At 62.4% G+C, this 21,439-nt stretch carries 24 protein-coding genes; 11 read left to right on the forward strand and 13 right to left on the reverse strand.

The window, feature by feature from the left end; all coding sequences use genetic code 11:
• Positions 1 to 79 precede the first annotated feature (79 nt).
• Genes ACFO0J_RS04370 through ACFO0J_RS04390 form a run of 5 tightly spaced genes read left to right on the forward strand, consistent with a single transcriptional unit; the run spans position 80 to position 3,064 of the window.
• The gene (locus ACFO0J_RS04370) at positions 80 to 931 is read left to right on the forward strand and encodes a cytochrome C assembly family protein (RefSeq protein ID WP_376811825.1); all 852 of its coding nucleotides are present in this window, start codon (positions 80 to 82) and stop codon (positions 929 to 931) included.
• Positions 924 to 1,172, forward strand: coding sequence for a PP0621 family protein (locus tag ACFO0J_RS04375; protein ID WP_376811826.1), 249 nt, complete (start codon positions 924 to 926; stop codon positions 1,170 to 1,172). Before ACFO0J_RS04370 ends, ACFO0J_RS04375 begins: the two co-directional genes overlap by 8 nt.
• Positions 1,169 to 1,831 (forward strand): 1,6-anhydro-N-acetylmuramyl-L-alanine amidase AmpD, encoded by a 663-nt coding sequence (ampD, locus tag ACFO0J_RS04380; RefSeq protein ID WP_376811827.1) that lies wholly within the window; start codon positions 1,169 to 1,171, stop codon positions 1,829 to 1,831. The genes ACFO0J_RS04375 and ampD overlap by 4 nt, the downstream gene beginning before the upstream one ends.
• A complete protein-coding gene (locus tag ACFO0J_RS04385; protein ID WP_376811828.1) occupies positions 1,791 to 2,213 on the forward strand; it encodes a VOC family protein in 423 nt (140 codons plus the stop codon). Before ampD ends, ACFO0J_RS04385 begins: the two co-directional genes overlap by 41 nt.
• A 26-nt stretch (positions 2,214 to 2,239) precedes the next feature.
• Entirely contained in the window at positions 2,240 to 3,064 is an 825-nt protein-coding gene (locus ACFO0J_RS04390; protein ID WP_376811829.1) for an isocitrate lyase/PEP mutase family protein, read from the forward strand.
• A 79-nt stretch (positions 3,065 to 3,143) separates the two neighbouring features.
• On the opposite strand, the gene ACFO0J_RS04395 is transcribed toward ACFO0J_RS04390, so the two are convergent.
• The 11 genes from ACFO0J_RS04395 to ACFO0J_RS04445 all read right to left on the reverse strand — a co-directional run bounded on the left by ACFO0J_RS04395 (position 3,144) and on the right by ACFO0J_RS04445 (position 13,645).
• Positions 3,144 to 3,287: a hypothetical protein gene (locus ACFO0J_RS04395; RefSeq protein ID WP_376811830.1), complete on the reverse strand. Its 144-nt coding sequence runs from the start codon at positions 3,285 to 3,287 to the stop codon at positions 3,144 to 3,146.
• Between the two features lie 25 nt (positions 3,288 to 3,312).
• Entirely contained in the window at positions 3,313 to 3,942 is a 630-nt protein-coding gene (locus ACFO0J_RS04400; RefSeq protein ID WP_376811831.1) for a Fic/DOC family protein, read from the reverse strand.
• Between the two features lie 103 nt (positions 3,943 to 4,045).
• Complete coding sequence (locus ACFO0J_RS04405; RefSeq protein ID WP_376811832.1) at positions 4,046 to 5,281, reverse strand: cyanate transporter; 1,236 nt, start codon at positions 5,279 to 5,281, stop codon at positions 4,046 to 4,048.
• A gap of 2 nt (positions 5,282 to 5,283) precedes the next feature.
• The gene (locus tag ACFO0J_RS04410; protein ID WP_376811833.1) at positions 5,284 to 5,757 is read right to left on the reverse strand and encodes a nucleoside deaminase; all 474 of its coding nucleotides are present in this window, start codon (positions 5,755 to 5,757) and stop codon (positions 5,284 to 5,286) included.
• Between the two features lie 33 nt (positions 5,758 to 5,790).
• The gene (locus tag ACFO0J_RS04415) at positions 5,791 to 6,459 is read right to left on the reverse strand and encodes an ankyrin repeat domain-containing protein (protein ID WP_376811834.1); all 669 of its coding nucleotides are present in this window, start codon (positions 6,457 to 6,459) and stop codon (positions 5,791 to 5,793) included.
• 221 nt (positions 6,460 to 6,680) lie between these two features.
• Positions 6,681 to 7,958 carry a TRAP transporter large permease gene (locus tag ACFO0J_RS04420; RefSeq protein WP_376811835.1) on the reverse strand — a complete coding sequence of 426 codons (1,278 nt, stop codon included), beginning with the start codon at positions 7,956 to 7,958 and terminating at the stop codon, positions 6,681 to 6,683.
• Entirely contained in the window at positions 7,955 to 8,410 is a 456-nt protein-coding gene (locus ACFO0J_RS04425; protein WP_376811836.1) for a TRAP transporter small permease, read from the reverse strand. The genes ACFO0J_RS04420 and ACFO0J_RS04425 overlap by 4 nt, the downstream gene beginning before the upstream one ends.
• Before the next feature lie 146 nt (positions 8,411 to 8,556).
• A complete protein-coding gene (locus ACFO0J_RS04430; RefSeq protein ID WP_376811837.1) occupies positions 8,557 to 9,531 on the reverse strand; it encodes a 2-hydroxyacid dehydrogenase in 975 nt (324 codons plus the stop codon).
• A 53-nt stretch (positions 9,532 to 9,584) separates the two neighbouring features.
• The gene (gene ilvD / locus ACFO0J_RS04435) at positions 9,585 to 11,270 is read right to left on the reverse strand and encodes a dihydroxy-acid dehydratase (protein WP_376811838.1); all 1,686 of its coding nucleotides are present in this window, start codon (positions 11,268 to 11,270) and stop codon (positions 9,585 to 9,587) included.
• Positions 11,271 to 11,341: 71 nt separating this feature from the next.
• Entirely contained in the window at positions 11,342 to 12,367 is a 1,026-nt protein-coding gene (locus tag ACFO0J_RS04440; protein ID WP_376811839.1) for a TRAP transporter substrate-binding protein, read from the reverse strand.
• 147 nt (positions 12,368 to 12,514) lie between these two features.
• Positions 12,515 to 13,645 (reverse strand): CaiB/BaiF CoA transferase family protein, encoded by a 1,131-nt coding sequence (locus tag ACFO0J_RS04445; protein ID WP_376811840.1) that lies wholly within the window; start codon positions 13,643 to 13,645, stop codon positions 12,515 to 12,517.
• Between the two features lie 304 nt (positions 13,646 to 13,949).
• Here ACFO0J_RS04445 and ACFO0J_RS04450 point away from each other — a divergent pair, with 304 nt between their 5' ends.
• From ACFO0J_RS04450 to ACFO0J_RS04470, 5 genes are all read left to right on the forward strand, one after another.
• On the forward strand, positions 13,950 to 14,564 hold the full coding sequence (locus tag ACFO0J_RS04450) for a cysteine dioxygenase family protein (protein WP_376811841.1): 615 nt from the start codon (positions 13,950 to 13,952) through the stop codon (positions 14,562 to 14,564).
• A gap of 13 nt (positions 14,565 to 14,577) precedes the next feature.
• A complete protein-coding gene (locus tag ACFO0J_RS04455) occupies positions 14,578 to 15,309 on the forward strand; it encodes an enoyl-CoA hydratase/isomerase family protein (RefSeq protein WP_376811842.1) in 732 nt (243 codons plus the stop codon).
• A 148-nt stretch (positions 15,310 to 15,457) separates the two neighbouring features.
• Positions 15,458 to 16,285, forward strand: coding sequence for an IclR family transcriptional regulator (locus ACFO0J_RS04460; RefSeq protein WP_376811843.1), 828 nt, complete (start codon positions 15,458 to 15,460; stop codon positions 16,283 to 16,285).
• 39 nt (positions 16,286 to 16,324) lie between these two features.
• Positions 16,325 to 17,197 (forward strand): fumarylacetoacetate hydrolase family protein, encoded by an 873-nt coding sequence (locus tag ACFO0J_RS04465; protein WP_376811844.1) that lies wholly within the window; start codon positions 16,325 to 16,327, stop codon positions 17,195 to 17,197.
• 30 nt (positions 17,198 to 17,227) lie between these two features.
• Positions 17,228 to 17,995, forward strand: a complete 768-nt coding sequence (locus tag ACFO0J_RS04470) for an SDR family NAD(P)-dependent oxidoreductase (protein WP_376811845.1) — start codon at positions 17,228 to 17,230, stop codon at positions 17,993 to 17,995.
• Between the two features lie 19 nt (positions 17,996 to 18,014).
• Here the strand turns inward: ACFO0J_RS04470 and fghA are convergent, their stop codons facing one another.
• Both fghA and ACFO0J_RS04480 read right to left on the reverse strand, forming a co-directional pair.
• On the reverse strand, positions 18,015 to 18,854 hold the full coding sequence (gene fghA / locus ACFO0J_RS04475) for an S-formylglutathione hydrolase (protein ID WP_376811846.1): 840 nt from the start codon (positions 18,852 to 18,854) through the stop codon (positions 18,015 to 18,017).
• Positions 18,841 to 19,959, reverse strand: coding sequence for an S-(hydroxymethyl)glutathione dehydrogenase/class III alcohol dehydrogenase (locus ACFO0J_RS04480; RefSeq protein ID WP_376811847.1), 1,119 nt, complete (start codon positions 19,957 to 19,959; stop codon positions 18,841 to 18,843). The genes fghA and ACFO0J_RS04480 overlap by 14 nt, the downstream gene beginning before the upstream one ends.
• A gap of 411 nt (positions 19,960 to 20,370) precedes the next feature.
• Here ACFO0J_RS04480 and ACFO0J_RS04485 point away from each other — a divergent pair, with 411 nt between their 5' ends.
• Complete coding sequence (locus ACFO0J_RS04485; protein ID WP_376811848.1) at positions 20,371 to 21,432, forward strand: tetratricopeptide repeat protein; 1,062 nt, start codon at positions 20,371 to 20,373, stop codon at positions 21,430 to 21,432.
• Positions 21,433 to 21,439: the final 7 nt, after the last annotated feature.

Consider the following 21,439-nt stretch of genomic DNA (forward strand, 5'->3'; position numbering starts at 1 on the left):
AACTGGTTGATCCGTCGGCCAGCGCATAAAATGGATGCTTTTGGCGGCGCAGCCCTGCGCGCCGGATACCGATAGGACTATGTCAGTCAGCATTGTATTTCACTTGCTCGCCGCGCTGGCTTATGCCGTATTGGGCATCGCCCTATGGCGCCCCATCGCGCGGGCCAGCGACGTCCGTCCCACCGGCACCCTCGGCCGTAGCTGCCTGCTGGGCGCCATCGCCCTGCACGGCATCGGCCTGGCCGCCGCCGTCATCGTCCCCACCGGCCTGCACCTGAGCTGGGCGCTGGCCCTGTCCACCGCCATGTGGCTGGGCATGATCGTCTTCTGGATCGAGAATTTCCTGCTGCGCCTGGACAGCCTGCTGCTCCTGCTGCTGCCCATCGCCGCCCTGGTCAGCCTGCTGGCCGTCCTGTTCCCTCATAGCACGCTGGTGCCCCACGCCAGCAACGACTGGCTGCGCGTACACCTGCTGATCGCCATGACGGCCTACGGCCTGATCACCGTCGCCGCGCTGCACGCCATGCTGATGACCGTGCTGGACCGCCACCTGCATCGCCCCATCGAATCCGCCGGCGAACAAGGTGTCATCGGCCGCGCCATGAGCGCCATGCCGCCGCTGCTGACCCTGGAATCACTGCTGTTCCGCCTGATCTGGATCGGCTTCGGCGTACTGACGCTGACCGTCCTGACCGGCATCGCCGTGTCCCTGCGCCTCACCGGCCACGCGCTGCCCATGGACCACAAGACCGTCTTCACCCTGCTGTCCTGGGCCACCTTCGGCGTGCTGCTGGCGGGGCGTCACGTCCAGGGCTGGCGCGGCCGCATCGCCCTGCGCTGGACGCTGGCCGGCTTCGCCTTCCTGCTCCTGTCCTACACCGGCAGCCGGTTCGTCCTGGAAGTCATTCTGCAACGAGGCACTCTTGGGTAAATTCCTGCTCTGGGCGATCATCATCCTGGCCGTCCTGTTCGTCTCCCGCGTCCTGAGCCACCAAAAGGCCCAGGCCCGCCAGGCCGCCGCGCGGCGCCAGGCCGACGACGCGCAAGCCGCGTCCGAAACCATGGTGCGCTGCGCCCACTGCCGCATCTACCTGCCCCGCTCCGAGGCCTACCAAAGCCAGGGCAGGACCTGGTGCAGCCCGGAGCACGCCAGGCTGGGCCTGAGGAAATGAAGGCGGGCGGGGCTTCCGGGCCCGGGCCGAGGCGTACGCCGGCCATCGGCCCGGATGGCTGGTTGATCGGCAGCGCCGAAGATGCGCCGTCCACACAGGGCACCGTCCCCGAGATCCTGCGCCGCCCTTCACCCAACCATGATCAACGGCCCGGCGACGAAGAGCCCTACCTGCTGGTGATCCACAACATCAGCCTGCCGCCCGGCGTGTTCACGGGCGACGCCGTCATCGATTTCTTCCAGAACCGCCTGGATATCGCATCCCACCCCTGGTTCGAGAACATCCGCGACATGCGGGTCTCCGCCCATTTCCTGATCCGCCGCGACGGCACGATCGTGCAGTTCGTACCGACCATTTTGCGCGCCTGGCATGCGGGTGTATCGTCTTTCGAAGGCCGCGAACGCTGCAACGACTTTTCCATCGGCATCGAATTGGAAGGCACGGATACCCTGGCGTATACGGATGCGCAATATGCGCGGCTGGACGCGCTGGCGGCAGCGATCCGCGCACGGCATCCGATCCGGGCGGTGCAAGGGCACGAGCACATCGCCCCGGGAAGAAAAACGGATCCCGGCCCATCCTTCGACTGGGGCCGATTCGAGCACACGCGAGGCGACCATGAAACCACGCATCACCGTCATCACCCTGGGCGTCGATGATCTGCAACGATCCTTGACGTTCTACCGCGACGGCATGGGCCTGCCCACCGAGGGCATCATCGGCGAAGCATTCGAAAACGGCGCGGTTGCGTTTTTCGACCTGCAACCGGGGCTGAAACTGGCTGTCTGGCCGCGCCGAAGTCTTTCAAAGGACTCAGGTTTACCGCCAGGACAAGCCAGCGCCACGGAACTCAGCCTTGGACATAATGTGTCGTCCCGGAATGAGGTGGACGAGGTCATGGCCCAGGCGGCAGCGGCCGGGGCCGTGATCGTGAAATCCGCGCAGGAGACGTTCTGGGGCGGGTATGCAGGGTATTTCCAGGACCCGGACGGGCATCTTTGGGAAGCGGTCTGGAATCCGGAAATACTGCCTGAAGACTAAAGAGCCGACTGACAACGGGAGCACGCATGTCTCACCCAAAAGCTCAATCCTTCCGCGCGCTGCACCACACCCCGCGCGCCTTCATCATCCCCAACCCCTGGGACATCGGCACGGCCAGGCTGCTGGCGGACATGGGGTTCCAGGCACTGGCGACCACCAGCGCGGGCTACGCCTACACCCAGGGCCTCTCCGACAACCAGGTCGATCGGGACCGGATGCTGAAACACGTGGCGGAGCTGGCGGCGGCCACCGATCTGCCCATCAGCGCAGACATGGAAAATGGTTATGCGGAAACGCTGGAAGGGGTCGCGGAAACCTACCGCCTGACGGCGCAGGCGGGTGCAGTGGGGGCCTCCATCGAGGATGCCACAGGCCGGGCCGACGATCCGGTCTACGGACTGGCCGAGGCCGTGGACCGCGTGACGGCGGCGGTCGAAGCCGTGCGCGCATTGCCCGACCCCTTCACGCTGACGGCGCGGGCGGAAAACCATCTGCATGGGCGTACCGATCTGAACGACACGATCCGCCGCCTGCAGGCCTATCAAGAGGCCGGCGCCGACGTGCTCTACGCGCCGGGGCTGCGCACGCGCGAGGAAATTCTGGCCGTGGTGCGCTCGGTGGACCGGCCGGTGAACGTGTTGATGGGCGCGCCGGGCATGAACCTCTCGGCCGATGATCTCTCGGACATGGGCGTGAAGCGCATCAGCATAGGCAGCGCGCTCAGCCGTGCCGCATTCGGCGCATTCCTGCGCGCCGGCCGCGAGATGCTGGAGCGCGGCACCTTCACCTTCGGGGAAGACGCCGTCAGCTACGCAGAGATGGCGCGATTGCTCGATCCCCGCAGTTCGTAGCACGGGCAGCGTAGGACGGGCACCACAGCGAGATGGCTGCTTTCAGGCCCAGGCAGTAAAATAGAACATTCCTTCTGAATCAGGCATATTCATGTCCAGTCAGCGCATGTATCAACACCCAAGCCAGGAAGCCATCCTGCGTGCCGTAGCCAGTTCCACGGCCATCGAAACGGGTCAACGCATCGCTGATATCGAAGCAAAACTGCGTGGCGGGGATAGCCATCTTCCCCAGGTCTCCCTGGCGGCGCTCAGCCGCCCCGTCCAGCCAACGCAACGCTGACCAATGCGCGCATGGGCGCGTAGTCCATGCCCACACCGCGTTGAATGGCAGTGAAATAGGCGTTTTTGTCCGCATCCCATTGGCTATAGTCCAACGGACCGCGACCGGCCTGCACCGCCATCACGTCAGCCAGCAGGCGAGACAGGCGTCCGTTGCCTTCACGGAACGCATGGATAAGAATGAGTTCGACATGGCAGACGGCGATGGCCTCGACCAGGGCGCTGTCATCGATACCATGGCATGGCGTGTAGCGATGCAGGAATTTTCGCTCGAACTCATCCAGCAATCGGGAAATCTGCAGGGCGGCAGCGAAATGGAAGCCGTCCTTGCTCATGTTGACGGATCGCGGCTGCCCGGCCCAGTCGTACACATTGCCCAGCCACTGGTAATGCCATCCCATCAGGTCGGCCACATCCAGCCGCCGATCGGGAAACTGCTCCCGCAGCATCCGTTCATAGAGCCGCAGCAACAGCCTCGTCTCGAGTTCGGCCATCACGGCCGGATCCGTGATGCCTTGTCGATTCCGCAGCACCAGCTCGTTCGATCCAGGCTGGCACTCGACCTGCGAGCCGGTGGCTTGGTAACGGTTGGCGACCATACCATTCTCAATGAGTTGAGGGTTGCGGCCAAGCGCAGCCGCTGGATGTCAGTATGCCTTCATGGGCTCGCAACCACCAGTGCGGGCCACGCCCGCACCGCCGTCAGCTGCGCGGACACGATGCCGTGGCAACAAAGGCCAGCCCGCCCCCGACCTCCGGCATCACCCGGGCATACCCCCCAGGCGCGAACCGGACCACCAGCCCGGCGACGAGGGTGACGCAGGCCAGGTGCCAGAGCCACCCGGCGGCATAGCCGCCCGTAGCATCGTGCAGCGCAGCGACGAGCCACGCCGGGACCGCCGCCAGGATGAACCCGCCCCCCTGCATCAGGGCCGACAGCGCCCCCGCCTGCGCCGGATCGGGCAAATGGTCCAGCGCCACGATCATGATCAAGGCAAAACAGCCTCCCAGGCCGGCGCCCAGGATGACCGCCAGGGTAAAAGGCGCCAGGGCGGGCATGAACGCCAGGCCGGCGAAACCCACGGCCTGCATGGCCAGCGTCAACCACAGCCATGGCCGCCGGTCGGGTGTTTTCCTGGCCAGAATGGGCAGCGTCAGGGCCGTCGCGGCCTGGCTGATCGACAGGATGGCCAGCAGGCTTCCGCTGGCGGAAGCGCCCCAGCCATATTCCTGATAAGCAGGCGCGAGCCAGGCCACGACTGAAGAATAACCGCCGTTCACCAGTCCGAAACAGCCCATCAGCAGCCAGGTCCGGGGCCTGGACAGCAGGATGCGCGTGATGTCGCCCATCTGGCGCGCCCTGTCGTCGCCCGGCAGGAAAGCGCCCGCCAGGATGACGGCCGCCAGGGCGGGCAGCGCGAAGCACGCCAGCCCCACCGCCCAGCTCCCCGTCGCATGAGCGACCATCGGGGACACCACGGCGCCCAGAGCGCCGCCGCCCATCAGCGTCGCGGAATACAGGCCCATCATGGGTCCCACATGATGCGGGAACTCTCGTTTCACAATGCCCGGGAACACGGCCTGGACAACCGCAACGCCCAGGCCGACGATCGCCGCCGTGACGACCATGAGCCAGCCGGTCGAAGCCAGCCAGCGCAGGGCAATGCCGAAGCAGATCACCAGCAAGGCGCCGATCATGGCCCGGCGCGCACCGACCAGGCTTTGCAGGGCCGGACCGGCGAATGCCACCGAGCCCATCAACAGCATGGGAATCAGCGTCAGCAGGGCCATGCCCTGCAGACTCAGCGCCGTGCTGTCCTGGATGCCGGCCGCCAAAGGCCCGATGCTGGTGATGAACGGCCGCAGATTCAGCCCGATGAGCGCCACGGTGGCGATCAGGGCGAAGCGCCCGAGCTTCGATTCGACGCCCGTCGTCATGCTCAGGCTCCCGTCCGCTTCCCGTCCTTCCAGCGCGCGTAGAGATCCGGCCGGTCGTCGATCCGGACCGGGACGTAGCGGATCTTCATCGACTGCTGATCGAAAGGCTTGGCGAGATCGGCGTAGATGGCGGCGGTCGACATGCCGAAGGGCTCGCCGTCATCGTTGGAATAGGCGTAAGTGACTTCCTGGATGCCCGCCAGGCGCATCGCCCCCATGCACATCGGGCAGGGATGCCCGCTGGCATAGACCGCGCAGCCGTCAAGGCGGGGAGAGCCGAGATGCTGACTGGCCGCGCGGATCGCCAGCAGTTCCGCATGCGCGGTGGGATCGTTGGTGCCGACGATCTCGTTGACCGCCCGGGCAATGATCTTGCCGTCCTTGACCACCACGGCCCCAAAGGGGCGACCGCCCTGCTCGTCATTGGCGTAGGCCAGTTCGATGGCCTGGCGCAGATACTCTTTATGCTGTTCCATTTGAATGATTTCCTCTGAATGTGCGGTTGACGGTCAGCGCCCGCCCGCAGCCAGCAGTGATTGTTCGATCTCGCGGTAGCCGCGCGACCGCGCATGCTGCAACGGCGTCACGCCCGAACCGTCGGCCAGATCGGGATCGGCGCCGGCCTGGAGCAACAGATCCACGATCTGCTGATGCCGCTCGCCTCCATCCCCCAGGATGATGGCTTCGAGCAAGGCGGTCCAGTCCAGGCGGTTGACGTGATCGACGTCGACGCCCGCTTCGATCAGGGTCCGCACCGTCTCGACATGGCCGCGCTCGGCGGCGGGAATCAAGGCGGTCCCGCCATAGCGGTTGGTGCTCTTGAGGTCGGCGCCATGCGCCAGGGTCATCTTCAGGATGTCCAGATGCCCGCGCGCGCCGGCATACAGATAGGCGCTGTCCTTGATCGCGTCCTTGGCGTTCACGTCGGCGCCGGCCTCGATCAGCGCCCGGGCGGCACGCACCTGATTCGCACGCGTCGCCACCAGCAGAGCGGTCGAGCCCGAGTCGTCACGCCGGTCCAGTTCCGCCCCGCCGGACAACAGTCGGCCGATGGCGGCGACGTCGTCCTGCGCAGCCGCGGCATGCAAGGGATATGAGCCCATGGATTCTCCGGAGATGGCTCGCACGCACACGAACAAGGCGAATGCGCAGGCCATCATGGCAAACGGTCTGGCCATGCGGCCTCCAAGGTGGTTCCTGATCAGCCATCAGGATAATTCCGCCGCGGCGCATTTGGAAATTAAATTATCGCATTCCAACTATCGGAATCATGCATGACACCGGACGACAAGGTCCGGGGGCTGCGCAGAACTGGGCAGCCCCCGATCCCCCGGCCTGTCAAAGCCGCCGCATGCGGCGCCTCATGCCCGCCGAGGAAGCCGGCACAAGGCCGGTCGCGTCACTTCATCAGTCCGGGAAGCCAGGTGCTGACGGCCGGGAGATAAGTGACGATGGCCAGATTGATCACCAGGGTCGCAAAGAATGGAATCAAGCCCTTTGATATTTCCTCCAGGGACAGCTTTGCGATCTGGCAGGACACGAACAAATTGACCCCGACGGGCGGCGTCACCATGCCGATTGCCAGATTGACGATCATGATCATCCCGAAATGGACGGGATCGACGCCGAACTGGGCCGCGACCGGTACAAAGATCGGGGCCAGGATGAGGATCGCGGAGGTGGACTCGAAAAACATGCCGACCACCAGCAGGATCACATTGACGATCAACAGGAAAACCACGACGTTGGTGGATATGTCGACCAGCACCTCGGCCGCTGACTGAGGAATCATATTGACGGTCAGGAACCAGCTCATCAAGCCCGCACCCGCAACGATGATCATGATCACCGCCGTGGTCAGTGCAGCGTCACCGAAGACCCGCCCCAAGGATTTGAGGCTCAATTCCTTGTAGACGAACACACTGACGACAAACGAGTAGACGACGGCGACCGCAGCGGCCTCCGTCGGTGTGAAAATACCGGAATAGATCCCTCCGAGAATGATCACCGGCATGAGCAGCGCAAGGAGCGCGTCATACACGGCGTCAATTTTTTCCTTCCAGGTGGATTTTCTCGCGCCCTCGTCGAAACCCTTGATCTTCGCAATCACGTACACCGTGAACATCAGGCTGAGTCCCAGCAGAACGCCAGGCACGATGCCCGCGATGAACAGAGTGCCGATGGACACCTTGGCGACGACGCCATAGACGATCAACGGGATGCTCGGCGGAATGATCGCACTCAGTTCCCCCGAGACCGCGATGGAAGCCGCCGCGAACCTCGGCGAATAGCCCTTGGCCACCATCGCGGGGATCAGGATGGCGCCAATCGCGGCCACGGATGCCGCGCTGGAACCTGATATCGCCCCAAAGAACATACAGGCGACGACACCGGATGCGGCATACCCCCCGCTGATATGTCCGCAATAGGCGCTGGCCAGCTTGATCAGCCTGGAGGATATCCCCCCGGTTTCCATCAGCTTCCCGGCAAGAATGAAAAGCGGGATCGCCAACAGCGGGAAAGAGTCCAATGCCGAAAACATCTTCTGGCCGACCACCAGGGCGGACATGTCCGTAAAGAAAAATATCGCAAAAAGGGTCGCGCCGGCCAGGGAGAAGGCGACAGGCACGCCGAGGAAGAGCAGCGCCAACAGGGCGATTACGAGCGCCAGCGTCATATTTTCACACTCCTTTCCCCGATCATTTCAATGAATACGACGATGGCATTCATCAAGGTCAGGAATGAACCCACCGGTATCGCTGCATAGACAATCGACATCGGCAATTCCAACGATGCGAAATCCTGGTCAGCCGCACCGGAAGTCAGTCCTATCCCTATGTAGGCAAGGTAGCCGACAAACACCATGACCAGCCCCAATGACAGCAGCCTCATGGCATGGCCGATTCTCTCGGGTACGCTTTGAACCACGGCCTCGACGGCGATCAACAGCATTCTCCGCATCGCAACCGCCATCCCAAGAAACACGATCCATATCGAAAGATACTTGGCGACCTCTTCGGACCAGGTCAAAGGCGCATGCAACACATAACGGAGAAAAACCTGCACGAACAATATCAACGCCACAGCCCCTATGAGAAGGGCGATGGTGTTGAATACCACCTGATTCATCCTGTCCATGATTCTTATATAAGATCGTATCAATCGCACTTTATCCGTACCCCTTGAGTCAAAGCACTTCCCGCCGACCTCATCACCGGCGCAACAATCCGGGAAGCGCCGGGCGTGAGCAGACAGATACACTATCCAGCCAGTGCCTACATCCTGGCCTTCATGTCCGCCACCACATTGATGGCATCCCCGCGAATCAGGTAGCTCACCAGGCTTTCCGCCGCCACCATCGCCATCCTGTCGCGCGTCTCCGCCGTGGCGGACCCGATGTGAGGCACCAGGACCGTGTTGTCCAGCTTCAGGAGCGGGTTATCCGGGGAAACGGGCTCCTGATCGAAGACATCCAGGCCCGCGCCGTGGATCTTCCGTTTTTCCAGGACCTCGATCAGCGCCTGTTCATCGATCGTGCCACCTCTGGAGGCATTGATGAAAACAGCCGTTTTCTTCATCAAACCGAACTCACGCTTGCCGAGCATGCGGGACGTCTGCTGGTTCAGCGGCACCAGCAGCACGATGAAGTCCGACGTCGCCAATAACTCGTCCAGCGATGCGTGGGCAATCGACAGGCGGTTTTCCACCTCGGGCTTTCGGGTACGGCTGCTGTAGACGACATCCATGTTGAAACATCCGGCCCGCTTTGCGACGGTCTCGCCCAGTTGGCCCAAGCCGATGATGCCCAGTTTCTTGCCGAAGACATCCAGCCCGAACAAAGGCGTGTCATCGCCGTGCAGCCATTTTCCGGCCCGGGTATACCGGTCGAGCTCGGCGAATCTTCTGGCCGTCGCGATCATCAGGCCGAAGACGAGATCGGCTACCGTCTCGTTCATCTGGCCCGGCGCATGGGTGCCAATCACCCCCCCCGCGATCATGTCGCCCACATTGAAATTGTCGTAACCCGCCGACATGTTGCTGACGATTCTCAATCGACCGGCATGCGAAATCAATTCCTTATTGATGGGAACGCCATGTCCGAAAAGGCCGTCGACCTCTCTGATTTTCTCGAAAAGAATATCTTTCGGGATCCACTCGCTGCGTTCCCACACATCCAGATCGAAGTGTTCTTCCAGATACTCTCTTACACGGGCCGACATGGTGTTTGTCGCATAGATTTTGTGTTTCATCGGATTTTCCACGATAGGCTTGCATCAATCGGACAGGCGATTCCCGCCATCACTCAACGATCCTGGTCCGTATGTGCGCCGACCGAGGCGCAAGACACGTTGTGAGCAAATTTCCCCAGCACGCCCCTCTTGACGGTCTGGGGCCTCAAAACAAACGCGGCCTTTCTGCGTGCGAGTTCCTCGTCCGCAACATGCATCATCATGCTTTGCGCTGCGGCATCGATCGTCACGACGTCGCCTTCGGCCAGAAGCGCGATAGGTCCTCCGGACTGGGCTTCCGGCGCAATGTGCCCCACCACCAGTCCATGTGTGCCCCCGGAAAACCGGCCATCCGTGATCAGGGCGACCTTCTCGCCCAGGCCCTTGCCCACCAGAATGGACGACGCCGAGAGCATCTCCGGCATTCCCGGTCCGCCCTTGGGACCGACGTACCGGATGACGACCACATCGCCTTCGTTGATCCTGTTGTGCGTGATCGCATCAACGGCATCCGCCTCGGTGTCAAACACACGCGCAGGACCGGTATGTGTTTTCACCGCGACCCCGGACATCTTGGCGATGGCCCCCTCGGGGGCCAAATTCCCCCTCAAGACGATCAGCGGCCCTTGCCGGCTGAAAGCCTGCTCAAAGCCTCGAATGACATCCTGCCCTTCCGGAAGATCAGGGCAGGCTTCCAGATTGGCGGCAACGGTCCTGCCCGTCACGGTCAGGCATTCCCCATGCAGCAGCCCTTCCGCCAGCAATCGCTTCATGACAGCCTGCACGCCACCCACGCGATACAGGTCTTCCATCACATATTTGCCGCTGGGCTTCAAATTTCCAATGTAAGGCACACGCTTCTGGATCTGGTCAAAATCATCCAGGGCCAGATCCACGCCGATGGCATGCGCCATGGCCAGCAGGTGCAGGACTGCATTCGTGGACCCCCCCAATGCCATGACGACCACGATCGCATTTTCGAACGCCTGTTTCGTCATGATGTCTTTGGGGCGGATTCCTTGCTGGATCAATGCATAGAGGGCTTCGCCCGATTTGATGCATTCTTCCCTTTTATGCACCGACTCCGCCGGGGTCGACGCATTGCCGGGCAGGCACATCCCCATCGCCTCGATCGCAGCGGCCATGGTATTGGCCGTGTACATCCCGCCGCACGCACCCGCGCCCGGACACGCGGCACATTCAAGCGCCTTCAGGCGCGACTCGTCGATCAGGCCTTGATTGAGTTGCCCCACGCCTTCGAATACGGAAAGCAGATCGATGGTCTCGCCATCGACCTTGCCGGAAGCAATCGTGCCGCCATAGACAAAAATGGCCGGAACCGCCGCATTCGCCATCCCGATCATGCAGCCCGGCATGTTTTTGTCACACCCGCCGATCGCCAGCACTGCATCCAGGTTTTCTCCGCCGATGACGGTCTCGATGGAGTCCGCGATCAGATCGCGGCTCGGCAGCGAATAACGCATGCCCTGTGTGCCCATCGCGATCGAATCGGAAACCGTGATGGTATTGAATATGAACCCCACGGCGCCCGCCTGCTGGAGCCCCTGCTTTGCCGCCCTGGCAAGTTCATCGATGTGAATATTGCAAGGCGCCACTTCACTCCAGGTGCTGGCCACCCCCACCATCGGCTTGTCAAAGTCCCGGTCCTTCAACCCGACGGCCCGCAGCATCGCGCGATTCGGAGCCCGTATCGAGCCCTCGCTGAAGACCTTGCTATTGGTTCTCGGTTCAATCTTCATTCATTCGACCTTCTGATTCAATTGGAAATCCCTGCGGGAGGCCATACGGCCCGATGACCTCCCGCAAAACATCATTTACTTTCAAGCGCCTTGATCTTCTCGAACAGCCCGGGCGCCAGCTTGTCCTTGAACTCATCCATGACGCCGCTCGCACTCAGCCTGCTCTGGAAGAGCGCGCGATCGGGTTCGATGAACTCCATGCCCTTTTCCTTCAGCTTGCGGACATAAAGCTCGTCGCTCTGATCCACCAGTTCGTTCTGATACTTGCCGGCGGCCTTGAAGGCCTCATCGAACTTCGCCCGGACATCTTCGGGGAACTTCTGATAGAGCCTGTCGCTGACGATGAAGGCCCAGGGCGTATACGTATCCTTGGTCAGGATCACGTATTTCTGGACTTCATAGAAGTTGGCGGAATAGATGAGATCCAGCGGATTGTCCTGAGCATCCACGGTCTTAAGCTGCAAGGCCACGAAAAGCTCTTCGAAGTTCATCGGCGTCGTAGATGCTCCCAGCGCCTTCCATGCCGCCACGACCAGCGGAGTGGGCACGGTCCTCAGCTTGAGACCCTCGAGATCCTTCGGCTCTTTGATCAGCTTGTTCGCCGTCAGGCTTTTAGGCCCTCGATGCCAATACCCCAGGACGCGTCCCTCGACCTTCTGCATCAGCACATCGTTGATCTCTTTACCCACTTCTCCGCCATACACCCGATCCATGTGCCCAAAATCCTTGATCAGGAAGGGCAGAACCAGTCCCTGGTACTTGGGGAGGAACGGAGCCAGGATCCCATCTCCGGCAATCACGACGTCGATGACCCCTTCTTTCAGGCCCTTGAGCATGTCCACCTCGCCGCCGAGCTGGGCGTTCGGGAACAGATTGACCTTCACCCGGCCGTCCGTGGATGACTCAAGGATCTCCTTGAATTTCTTCGCGCCCTTGTCGACTTCAGTGTCAACGCTCACGATATAGCCGACCTTCAGGCTTTTCGTGTATTTGTCCTGGGAACTTTCAGCAGCCTGCGCACTGAAAACCCCGCCCATCATCCAGGCCGACACAGCCAGGGCAAGTGGCATCTTGAGCCACGACTTGCTATTGATCATGATGTCCGTCTCCATTTGATAATCTATTTTTCTCAAAACCCGAACCTGCAAAAACCGCTTTTTGCAGGCGCTAAACCGCGAACTGATCAATAGGCGCCTCCTGCGTGATGTTCGGGAGCTTCCGGAGATCTCGGCATATCCGCCACGCTACGTACCAAAAATCTCATCGTTATGCTCTCCCAATGCGGGCGGGCGATGGTAATCCTCCATCCCCTTGCCATTGAAACGCAGCGGGGAAACGAAGGTTTTCGTTTCATGCCCTCCAGGCAGAGTCAGAGGACGCACCCACTGCATGTGCACCACCTGCGGATCGCTCAAGGCCTGCGAATAGCTATTGATCGGCGCGCACGGAACCCCCTGCTCCCTGAACATCGCAAGCACCGTTTCGACACCCTTATCGGCCAGGGCGCCCTCGATGATTTCTTTCAGTTCCGCCTGGTGCTCGGCACGCGACAGGTTTGACGAGAATCGCGCCTGGCCGACCAGATCTTCACGGCCGATCCCCTGGCAGGTGCGGGAGAACAAGGCATTGTTGCCGGCAGCCACGGCGACATACCCATCCGCCACCCGGAATGCTTCGTAAGGCGCATTCCTCGGATGCGCGGACCCCAGCTTGACCGGATCCTCTCCGGTACCGAAATAATGGCTGGTCTGCAAGGCGCTGACCGCCAAGGACGCCCCCAGCATCGACACATCGACATGAGCGCCCTGGCCGGTGGCGGCAACCTCACGCAAAGCGCTCACGATCGCAAAGGCGCCGTATAAGCCGGTCGCGAAATCGGCAAGCGGCACGCCGCACTTGACCGGAGCGCCTCCAGGCTCGCCGGTGACGCTCATGACACCGCTCATGGCCTGCAAGGTCAGGTCGTAACCCGCCTCCTCCGAGCGCGGCCCGTCCTGGCCAAAGGCCGATATGGAGCAATACACGAGCCGGGGATGATTTTCACTGACCGCCGCATAGGCCAGGCCCAACCGCTCCATGACGCCGGGACGATTGTTCTCCAGCACCACATCGGCCGAATCGATCAATGCCTTGGCACGCACCAGGTCGCCGGCATCCTTCAGGTTCAGAGTGACCGACCGCTTGTTGCGATTGATCGAAGCAAAGTTTTCGCTATAGCCGCCGCTGATGGGAGGCCAGGCCCGCATGTTGTCACCCCCGTCGGGGTGCTCGACCTTGATGACATCAGCCCCCATATCGGCAAGCAGCATGCCGCAGTATGGTCCTGCGGCCACATTGCAGAATTCGATGACACGTACGTTTTTCAAAGGTTGCATATCGCCTCTTGTCGCTGAAGGGGTTGCGCGCCCGAGCAGTGCCCGTACTCGGTACGCCTCCCCGAAATCAATCTTTTCTAATGTTCTAATATATGGAACATCAATCCAACATTCGGTACATGCGAATATAACCACAGCTCCGACAACGAAAGCAACCTTTTTTTTCGGACACAGGGTTTCCCATGAATGGACGGTTGACGCTCCCCATTCATGGGTTTATATTATTGAATATTGGAACAATGTTCTATATATTAGAAAATCAAAAACAATCGAATGCGGCACGAATCCAGCAGGAGACTTCTAAATGCAATCGGAATCCATCGCACCGCTCCGTTCTTTCGTCATCCGTATGACGCAGTTGATCGACGCAACCTCAAACGAAGCCCGGCTGCTCCAGGAAGGCAAAGCGCTGCTTCGGGACCTGATATCCACGGACGACTGGCTGCCGTCATTCTGCGCACAGCCGCATGCGGAGCATTACCAGCAATACCTGCTCCACGCCGATCCCCTCGAACGATTTTCCATCGTCAGCTTCGTCTGGGGCCCCGGCCAGAAAACGCCCATCCACGACCACACGACCTGGGGGTTGATCGGGGTGCTGCGCGGCGCCGAACAGAGCGTGCGCTACGAACGGCTGGCGGACGGCACGCTGTCGATACTGGGCGAACCAGCCATCCTGCGCGCCGGCCAGATCGACGCGGTGAGTCCTTCGATCGGGGACATTCATATGGTTTCCAATGCCGAACAGGACATGGCGTCCATCAGCATCCATGTCTACGGCGCCAACATCGGCGCCACACCCAGGCATGTCTTTGACCCGCGCAGCGGCCAGTCCAAAGATTTCATATCCGGCTATGCGGCGGACATCGTGCCCAATCTCTGGGATCGATCCACGGCGCTCCGGGCACAGCCGACCTGACCAGGAACGAACCATGCATGCCGCCACACCCGGTGTCGTCACATTGACGCTCGACCATCCCGAGAAGGGCAACGCGCTTTCCGCGCCCCTGGTGGAAAGACTATCGGAAGGCATCCAGGGCGCGATTGCCGATCCTTCCGTACATACGCTCGTCATCCAGGGGGCGGGCAGACATTTCTGTACCGGCTTCGATCTGTCAGACCTGGAACAGGAAACCGAAGGCGACCTGCTGTATCGGTTCATTCAGATCGAACGACTGCTTTCCACCCTCTGGCACGCGCCGATCCGCACCGTCGCGATCGGACAAGGCCACGTGCTTGGCGCGGGCGCAGACCTTTTCACTGCCTGCGACATCCGCCTGGCCAGGCCCGACACTGCCTTCCGCTTCCCCGGAGCCTCTTTCGGCCTGGTCCTGGGAACCCGCCGGCTGGCCGAAAGAGTCGGCGCGGATCGGGCTCTGGCGTGGACCAGCTCGGGCGCCTCCATCAAGCAAGAAGAAGCCATTGCCTGCGGGCTGGCCAGCCAGTCAGGCGACGCCTTCGCGGCTCAGCCCCCGGCGCCACACCGCACGGACCGCGAGACATTTTCCGCGTTGCGCGCCGCCACGCGCGCCGACAGGCGGGACCAGGACCTGGCCGCCCTGGTGGCATCGATCATGAACAGCAGTCTCAAGGCACGCCTGCTGGCGCACCGGGACCGGGCCAGGGCGGCAGCCGCGCAAAGGAAAAAAGCCGCTTCTCCCTGATACCATCTTCGCGCACCCCTACGCACAGGATCCGGGCGCTTGCGTCTCTTCCAACCCCGGATCACGAGCACCGTGGCGCGCCCATACAGAACCCCGGCCGAACGCTCCGGACTCCTGGTATTCAACGAGACTCAAGGCTTGCCACATTATGGACTCGACTTCGATCAAAGCACTCCGGGCATTGGAATGGATATGCCGCCATGACTCCCCCGTCGGGGTCACCGAAATGTCTTTGGCGCTGGATCTGGGGAAAAGCAACGTCCATCGGATCCTGGCCACGCTCAAGACAATGGGATACGTCCATTCCCTGGATGACGGCCGTTATGCCGCGACATTGAAAACATGGGAGCTTGGATGCGCCGTCATCGAGCGTCTCGATTTCAAACGCCTCGCCCGGCCGGTCATGGAGGCGCTGTCCGATGAAACCATGGAAACCGTCCATTTATCGGTCCTCGACGGGCTGGACGTCGTCTATGTCGACAAAGTCGAAAGCAGCCAACCCGTCCGCGCCTACTCGCGCGTGGGCGGCCGCGCCCCTGCCTATACCGTTGCAACCGGAAAAGCGCTGCTGGCGTTCCAACGCGATCTCGAAGAGACCATCCCGATGGACCTGGAGCAATACACGCCCGCGACCCTCACCGACCACGAGGCCTTGCTGCAAGAGCTCTCGAACGTGAGGAGTTCCGGCTTCGCCATCAATCGCGGGGAATGGCGGGAGGGCATCCGCGGCGTGGCCGCCCCCATCAGAAACGAACGCGCCGAGGTCATCTGCGCAATCGGCATATCCGGCCCCGAGAACCGGCTGTCCTTGAAGAAGATGAACGCGCTGGCGCCCTGCGTCATCGAGAGCGCACGGAAAATCTCCCTCCAGCTCGGATACAGGCTCTCCAGTTTCGACCGCCGTCCCGAACGGAATGACGGCATCGAAAAGACAACCCTCTCTCCCGCTTCCCGTTCGGCGCGCAAGCAGTCATAAGCCGCGCGGGGGCTTTTTCTCAAACAACTGGAATCCAAGATGAAACTTGTGACATTCGATCATGCGGGCAAAACCCAACCGGGCGTTTTGAAAGGCGATTCGATCGTGAGCCTCGCCCCGGCGGGATTGCCCACGGGCCGGCATGGCGACCTGCTGGAAATCCTGCACGGCGGAAAACAGGCGATGGACGCGGTCCGCGCGGCGGCCAGCGCACCGGACGCCGTCACGATACCGCTCGACGCCGTCAGATTGCGGGCGCCGGTCCTCCAGCCCGGAAAGATCATCGGCATCGGGCTGAACTATATCGACCACTGCAGGGAAGCGAACCTTCAGGTCCCCGAAGTGCCCGTGCTGTTCGCCAAATTCCCCAGTTCCGTCGTCGGACCGGACGACGATATCGTGTTCAGCCGCAAGATCTGCAGCGAAGTCGACTACGAGGTCGAACTGGGCGTGGTCATCGGGACGAAGGCCCACAAGATCGGAGAGGCGGAAGCGCTCGACCACGTCGCGGGATACAGCATCGCCCATGACGTGTCCGCCCGCGACCTGCAATTCCGGGAGGCCAAACAGTGGGACCACGGCAAGTCGATCGACACCTTCTGCCCCTGGGGCCCCTACCTGGCGACCCCCGAAGACATTCCCGACCCTCAGAATCTGGATCTCCGGCTCTTTCTGAACGGCCAGGAGCTTCAGACGTCCAATACGAAGAACATGATTTTCTCCGTCGCCCGCCTGGTGTCCTTTATTTCCCAGTCCATCACCCTTGAGCCAGGCGACCTGATCGTCACGGGGACGCCATTCGGTGTCGGTTTCAGCCGCAACCCGCCCATCTATCTGAAAGACGGCGACGAATGCGTGCTCGAGATCTCCGGGCTCGGCCGCCTGCGCAACAAGGTCCGGGAAATCGATTAATCACTCATCATCCAGAAAGGAGGAAGCAGTATGAGACTCAACGGTAAAACAGCGCTGATCACAGGCGCGGCAACCGGGATTGGTTTTGCCATCGCCACGGCATTCCTGCGGGAAGGCGCCCGGGTCGTGCTGGCCGATCTCGATCTCGACCGGGCGCGCGACCAGGCCCGGACACTTCAGGCCGACGATTCGGTACTCGCCGTCAAGATGGACGTCTCGAATCCCGACAGCGTCGCGACCGCCGCCGAAGCGTGCCGCCGCGCTGGTTTCAACATCGATGTGCTCGTCAACAATGCCGGCGTCATCCACGTCGGCACCATCCTGGAAACCACGCTGGAAGACCTGCAGCGCGTCTACCGCGTCAATGTGGAAGGCGTGTTCAATGTGACGCGCGCCTTCCTCCCCGGCATGATCGAAGGCGGTGGCGGCGTTCTCCTCAACATGGCGTCCCTGGCGTCCCTGACGGCCATGCACGATCGTTTCGCCTATAGCTCCTCAAAGGCCGCGGTCATGATGATGACGCGCTCGGTGGCGTTGGATTTCGTCAAGCAGAACATCCGCGCAAACTGCATCTGCCCCGCCCGGGTCCATACGGACATGGTCGACAACTATCTGAAAACCGCCTATGCGGGACGAGAAGAGGAAACCTTCCGGCAGTTTTCCGAATACCAACCCGTGGGGCGCATGATCCGGCCGGATGAAATCGCCCAGATGGCCATCTACCTGTGCTCGGACGAATCTCAGATGGTCACCGGCTCATCCTTCCTGATTGACGGCGGCGTGCTCATGGGAGTCTGAGCCGGAACCCTCCGATCCCCTACCCCTTCAACGCCGCCGCATGAAACGCCACATGCTCATCGATGAAACTGGCGATGAAGTAATAGCTGTGGTCATACCCGGCCTGCCGGCGCACGGTCGACAGATACCCTGCATCCAGACAGGCCGCCTCCAGCAGTTCGGGCCGCAACTGTCCTTCCAGGAATTCGTCGTCCAGCCCTTGATCCACCAGCATGGGCAGATGATCCGCAGGCGAGGCCGCGCGGATCAGTTCCACCGCATCCCACTGCGCCCATGCACTGCGGTCATCGCCCAGGTAGGCAGTGAAGGCCTTTTGACCCCAAGGCACCTGCGTCGGCGCAACGATGGGTGAAAACGCCGACACGCTGCGGTAGCGTCCGGGATGGCGCAAGGCCGTGACCAGTGCGCCGTGCCCGCCCATGGAATGGCCGGCGATGGCGCGCGCGGACGTGGCGGGGAAATGCTGCTCGATCAGCGCGGGCAGTTCTTCGGCCACGTAGTCCTGCATGCGGTAATGGGCCGCCCAGGGCGCCTGGGTGGCGTTCAGGTAAAAGCCCGCCCCCTGGCCCAGGTCGTAGGCCGGGTCATCGGCCACGTCCTCGCCGCGCGGGCTGGTGTCCGGCGCGACCAGGATCAGGCTATGGCGTTCGGCATACGCCTGGGCGCCGGCCTTGGTGATGAAATTCTGCTCGCTGCACGTCAGGCCGGACAGCCAGTACAGCACCGGGCACGATTCACCGCGCAGGGCGGCCGAGGGCAGGTAGACCCCGACCCGCATGGCGCAGCCCAATGCGGCGGACTCGTGCCGCCAGACTTCCTGGCGGCCGCCGAAGCAGGCGTGTCGTTCAATCCGTTCCATAGTGCACCACCGAACGGATCGACTTGCCTTCGTGCATCAGATCGAAGGCTTCGTTGATGCCGTCCAGGCCCATGGTGTGGGTGACGAAGGGTTCCAGGTCGATGTCGCCGCGCATGGCTTCCTGGACCATGCCGGGCAACTGCGAGCGGCCCTTGACGCCGCCGAAGGCGGTCCCGCGCCAGGAACGGCCGGTGACCAGTTGGAACGGCCGGGTGGAGATTTCCTGGCCGGCGCCCGCGACGCCGATGATGATGGACTGGCCCCAGCCCCGGTGGGCGCATTCCAGCGCGGCGCGCATGACGTTGACGTTGCCGATGCACTCGAAGCTATGGTCCACGCCCCAGCCGGTCATGCCGACGATGACCTGCTGGACGGGCTCGGCGTGATCCTTGGGGTTGACGCAGTCGGTGGCGCCGAAGACCTTCGCCAGCGCGAACTTGTCGGGATTGGTGTCCACGGCGATGATGCGCCCGGCCCCCGCCTGGCGCGCGCCCTGGACCACGGCCAGGCCGATGCCGCCCAGGCCGAACACGGCCACGGTATCGCCGGGCTGGACCTTGGCGGTGTTGCGCACGGCGCCGATGCCGGTGGTCACGCCGCAGCCCAGCAGGCAGACCTGCTCGGGATTGGCCTTCGGGTCGATCCTGGCCAGCGAGACTTCCGCAACGACGGTGTATTCGCTGAAGGTCGAACACCCCATGTAGTGGTAGATGGGTTTGCCCTGATAGGAAAAGCGCGTGGTGCCGTCGGGCATCACACCCTTGCCCTGGGTGGCGCGCACGGCCACGCACAGATTGGTCTTGCCCGAGGTGCAGAACAGGCATTCGCCGCACTCGGCGGTGTACAGGGGGATGACGTGGTCGCCCGGCACGACGCTGGTCACGCCCTCGCCGACTTCGACGACGATGCCCGCGCCTTCATGGCCGAGCACGGCGGGGAACACGCCCTCGGGGTCGTCGCCGCTCAGGGTGAAGGCGTCGGTGTGGCAGACACCGGTGTGGGTGATGCGGATCAGGACTTCGCCCTTGCGGGGCGGTTCGACGTCGATTTCGACGATTTGCAGGGGTTTGCCGGCCTCAAAGGCCACGGCGGCGCGGGATTTCATCAACAATACTCCGGTTCTATCCGATTCGACGGGAATCAGGAGCCTCTGAATAAGTCGAGCGGAAAGCGGACGCTGCGGATCGGGATGGGGTGCAAGGCGCGAACCGCAGCCATAGCCATCGCTATGGCGAGGATGAGCAACGCAGCAGACCGCCCGAGACCGCAGATGTACGCGGCGCGAGGACTTGTTTAGAGGTTCCTGAAGGGCCGATTATGGCCAGAAGCGGGCCGGATGACAAACCGGCCTGCGGCGGGCGACCGCTCAATCACAGCCCCATCCTCTCTCCATCCACGACCCCGAACATTCATTCAAACGAAGGATGCGAGCCTCGACACCGGCTGCTACTGTGAACAGACCTGTCCGGCAACGAAACCCCGGTCCCCGACATCCCACGCCTCACAGGAGGCTCACATGCATACGCGCTTCCCTCTGCTGTCCCTGGCCTTCGCCCTGACGATGATGATGCCCGGCTCCCCGGCTTACGCCGGCTACGAGGAAGGCGTGCAGGCCGCCGACCGGGGGGACTACGCCACGGCCATCAAGGAATGGCGGCCATTGGCCGATCAGGGCGATCCCCGGGCCCAGTTCCGCATCGGCCTGTCCTATGACAACGGCGAAGGCGTCGCCGAAGACCCCGTCGCGGCAGCCCGTTGGTATCAACTGGCGGCGGCGCAAGGCCACGCCGAGGCGCAGAACAACCTGGCCTGGGCCTACAGCCATGGCGCGGGCGTGCCGCAAGACGACAAGAAGGCGCTGGAATGGTATGAAAAGTCCGCCATCGGCGGCAATGCCTGGGCGCAATACAACCTGGGGGTGCGCTACCAGGAGGGCCGGGGCGTGCCGCAGCGGTACGGCGAAGCGGCACGCTGGTACAAGCTGGCCGCCGACCAGGGCCATCCGCTCGCCATGGCCAACCTCGGCCTGCTGCTGACCGAAGGCGCCGGCGTCACCCAGGACGATGCGACGGCGGTGACCCTGTTCCGCCTCTCCGCCGAACGCGGCGCCGCCATCGGCCAGCACAACCTGGGACTGGCCTACCGCCTGGGTCGCGGCATCGCGCAGGATTTCCAGCAGGCCCGGCTCTGGTATCTGAAAGCGGCCGATCAGGGATACGCGCCCGCGGAACACAATCTGGGGGCGCTGTACGAGCAAGGACTGGGCGTGGACAAGAACCTCGACACGGCGCGGCAGTGGTACCGGCGCGCGGCCGCGCGCGACTTCGCCTTGAGCCAGAACGCGCTGGGCATTCTGTACGTGCGGGGCGCGGGGGTGCCGCAGGACAAGGTGCTGGCCGCCGCCCTGTTCCTGCTGGCGGCCGCCGACGGCAACACCCAAGCCCAGAAAAATGCGCAGCACGTCCGCACCGAACTGGATCAGGCCCAGCAAGACCAGGCGATGGCGCTGGCGAAAGAACTCGCCCACACGGACGATTTCCTGAAGGTGCTGGACCAGCGCGTGAACAACCCGACGTAAGCCGCGC

It is taken from the genome of Castellaniella hirudinis, assembly GCF_042651965.1.
In the GTDB taxonomy this organism is placed as follows: Bacteria; Pseudomonadota; Gammaproteobacteria; order Burkholderiales; family Burkholderiaceae_B; genus Castellaniella; species Castellaniella hirudinis.

Excerpts from the sequence above, each read along its gene's own strand:
- ACFO0J_RS04370 (WP_376811825.1), top strand. The coding sequence starts at position 80 with ATGTCAGTCAGCATTGTATTTCACTTGCTCGCCGCGCTGGCTTATGCC.
- ampD (WP_376811827.1), top strand. The coding sequence starts at position 1,169 with ATGAAGGCGGGCGGGGCTTCCGGGCCCGGGCCGAGGCGTACGCCGGCC.
- ACFO0J_RS04385 (WP_376811828.1), top strand. The coding sequence starts at position 1,791 with ATGAAACCACGCATCACCGTCATCACCCTGGGCGTCGATGATCTGCAA.
- ACFO0J_RS04390 (WP_376811829.1), top strand. The coding sequence starts at position 2,240 with ATGTCTCACCCAAAAGCTCAATCCTTCCGCGCGCTGCACCACACCCCG.
- ACFO0J_RS04395 (WP_376811830.1), bottom strand. The coding sequence starts at position 3,287 with ATGGCTATCCCCGCCACGCAGTTTTGCTTCGATATCAGCGATGCGTTG.
- ACFO0J_RS04400 (WP_376811831.1), bottom strand. The coding sequence starts at position 3,942 with ATGGTCGCCAACCGTTACCAAGCCACCGGCTCGCAGGTCGAGTGCCAG.
- ACFO0J_RS04405 (WP_376811832.1), bottom strand. The coding sequence starts at position 5,281 with ATGACGACGGGCGTCGAATCGAAGCTCGGGCGCTTCGCCCTGATCGCC.
- ACFO0J_RS04410 (WP_376811833.1), bottom strand. The coding sequence starts at position 5,757 with ATGGAACAGCATAAAGAGTATCTGCGCCAGGCCATCGAACTGGCCTAC.
- ACFO0J_RS04415 (WP_376811834.1), bottom strand. The coding sequence starts at position 6,459 with ATGGCCAGACCGTTTGCCATGATGGCCTGCGCATTCGCCTTGTTCGTG.
- ACFO0J_RS04420 (WP_376811835.1), bottom strand. The coding sequence starts at position 7,958 with ATGACGCTGGCGCTCGTAATCGCCCTGTTGGCGCTGCTCTTCCTCGGC.
- ACFO0J_RS04425 (WP_376811836.1), bottom strand. The coding sequence starts at position 8,410 with ATGAATCAGGTGGTATTCAACACCATCGCCCTTCTCATAGGGGCTGTG.
- ACFO0J_RS04430 (WP_376811837.1), bottom strand. The coding sequence starts at position 9,531 with ATGAAACACAAAATCTATGCGACAAACACCATGTCGGCCCGTGTAAGA.
- ilvD (WP_376811838.1), bottom strand. The coding sequence starts at position 11,270 with ATGAAGATTGAACCGAGAACCAATAGCAAGGTCTTCAGCGAGGGCTCG.
- ACFO0J_RS04440 (WP_376811839.1), bottom strand. The coding sequence starts at position 12,367 with ATGATCAATAGCAAGTCGTGGCTCAAGATGCCACTTGCCCTGGCTGTG.
- ACFO0J_RS04445 (WP_376811840.1), bottom strand. The coding sequence starts at position 13,645 with ATGCAACCTTTGAAAAACGTACGTGTCATCGAATTCTGCAATGTGGCC.
- ACFO0J_RS04450 (WP_376811841.1), top strand. The coding sequence starts at position 13,950 with ATGCAATCGGAATCCATCGCACCGCTCCGTTCTTTCGTCATCCGTATG.
- ACFO0J_RS04455 (WP_376811842.1), top strand. The coding sequence starts at position 14,578 with ATGCATGCCGCCACACCCGGTGTCGTCACATTGACGCTCGACCATCCC.
- ACFO0J_RS04460 (WP_376811843.1), top strand. The coding sequence starts at position 15,458 with ATGGACTCGACTTCGATCAAAGCACTCCGGGCATTGGAATGGATATGC.
- ACFO0J_RS04465 (WP_376811844.1), top strand. The coding sequence starts at position 16,325 with ATGAAACTTGTGACATTCGATCATGCGGGCAAAACCCAACCGGGCGTT.
- ACFO0J_RS04470 (WP_376811845.1), top strand. The coding sequence starts at position 17,228 with ATGAGACTCAACGGTAAAACAGCGCTGATCACAGGCGCGGCAACCGGG.
- fghA (WP_376811846.1), bottom strand. The coding sequence starts at position 18,854 with ATGGAACGGATTGAACGACACGCCTGCTTCGGCGGCCGCCAGGAAGTC.
- ACFO0J_RS04480 (WP_376811847.1), bottom strand. The coding sequence starts at position 19,959 with ATGAAATCCCGCGCCGCCGTGGCCTTTGAGGCCGGCAAACCCCTGCAA.
- ACFO0J_RS04485 (WP_376811848.1), top strand. The coding sequence starts at position 20,371 with ATGCATACGCGCTTCCCTCTGCTGTCCCTGGCCTTCGCCCTGACGATG.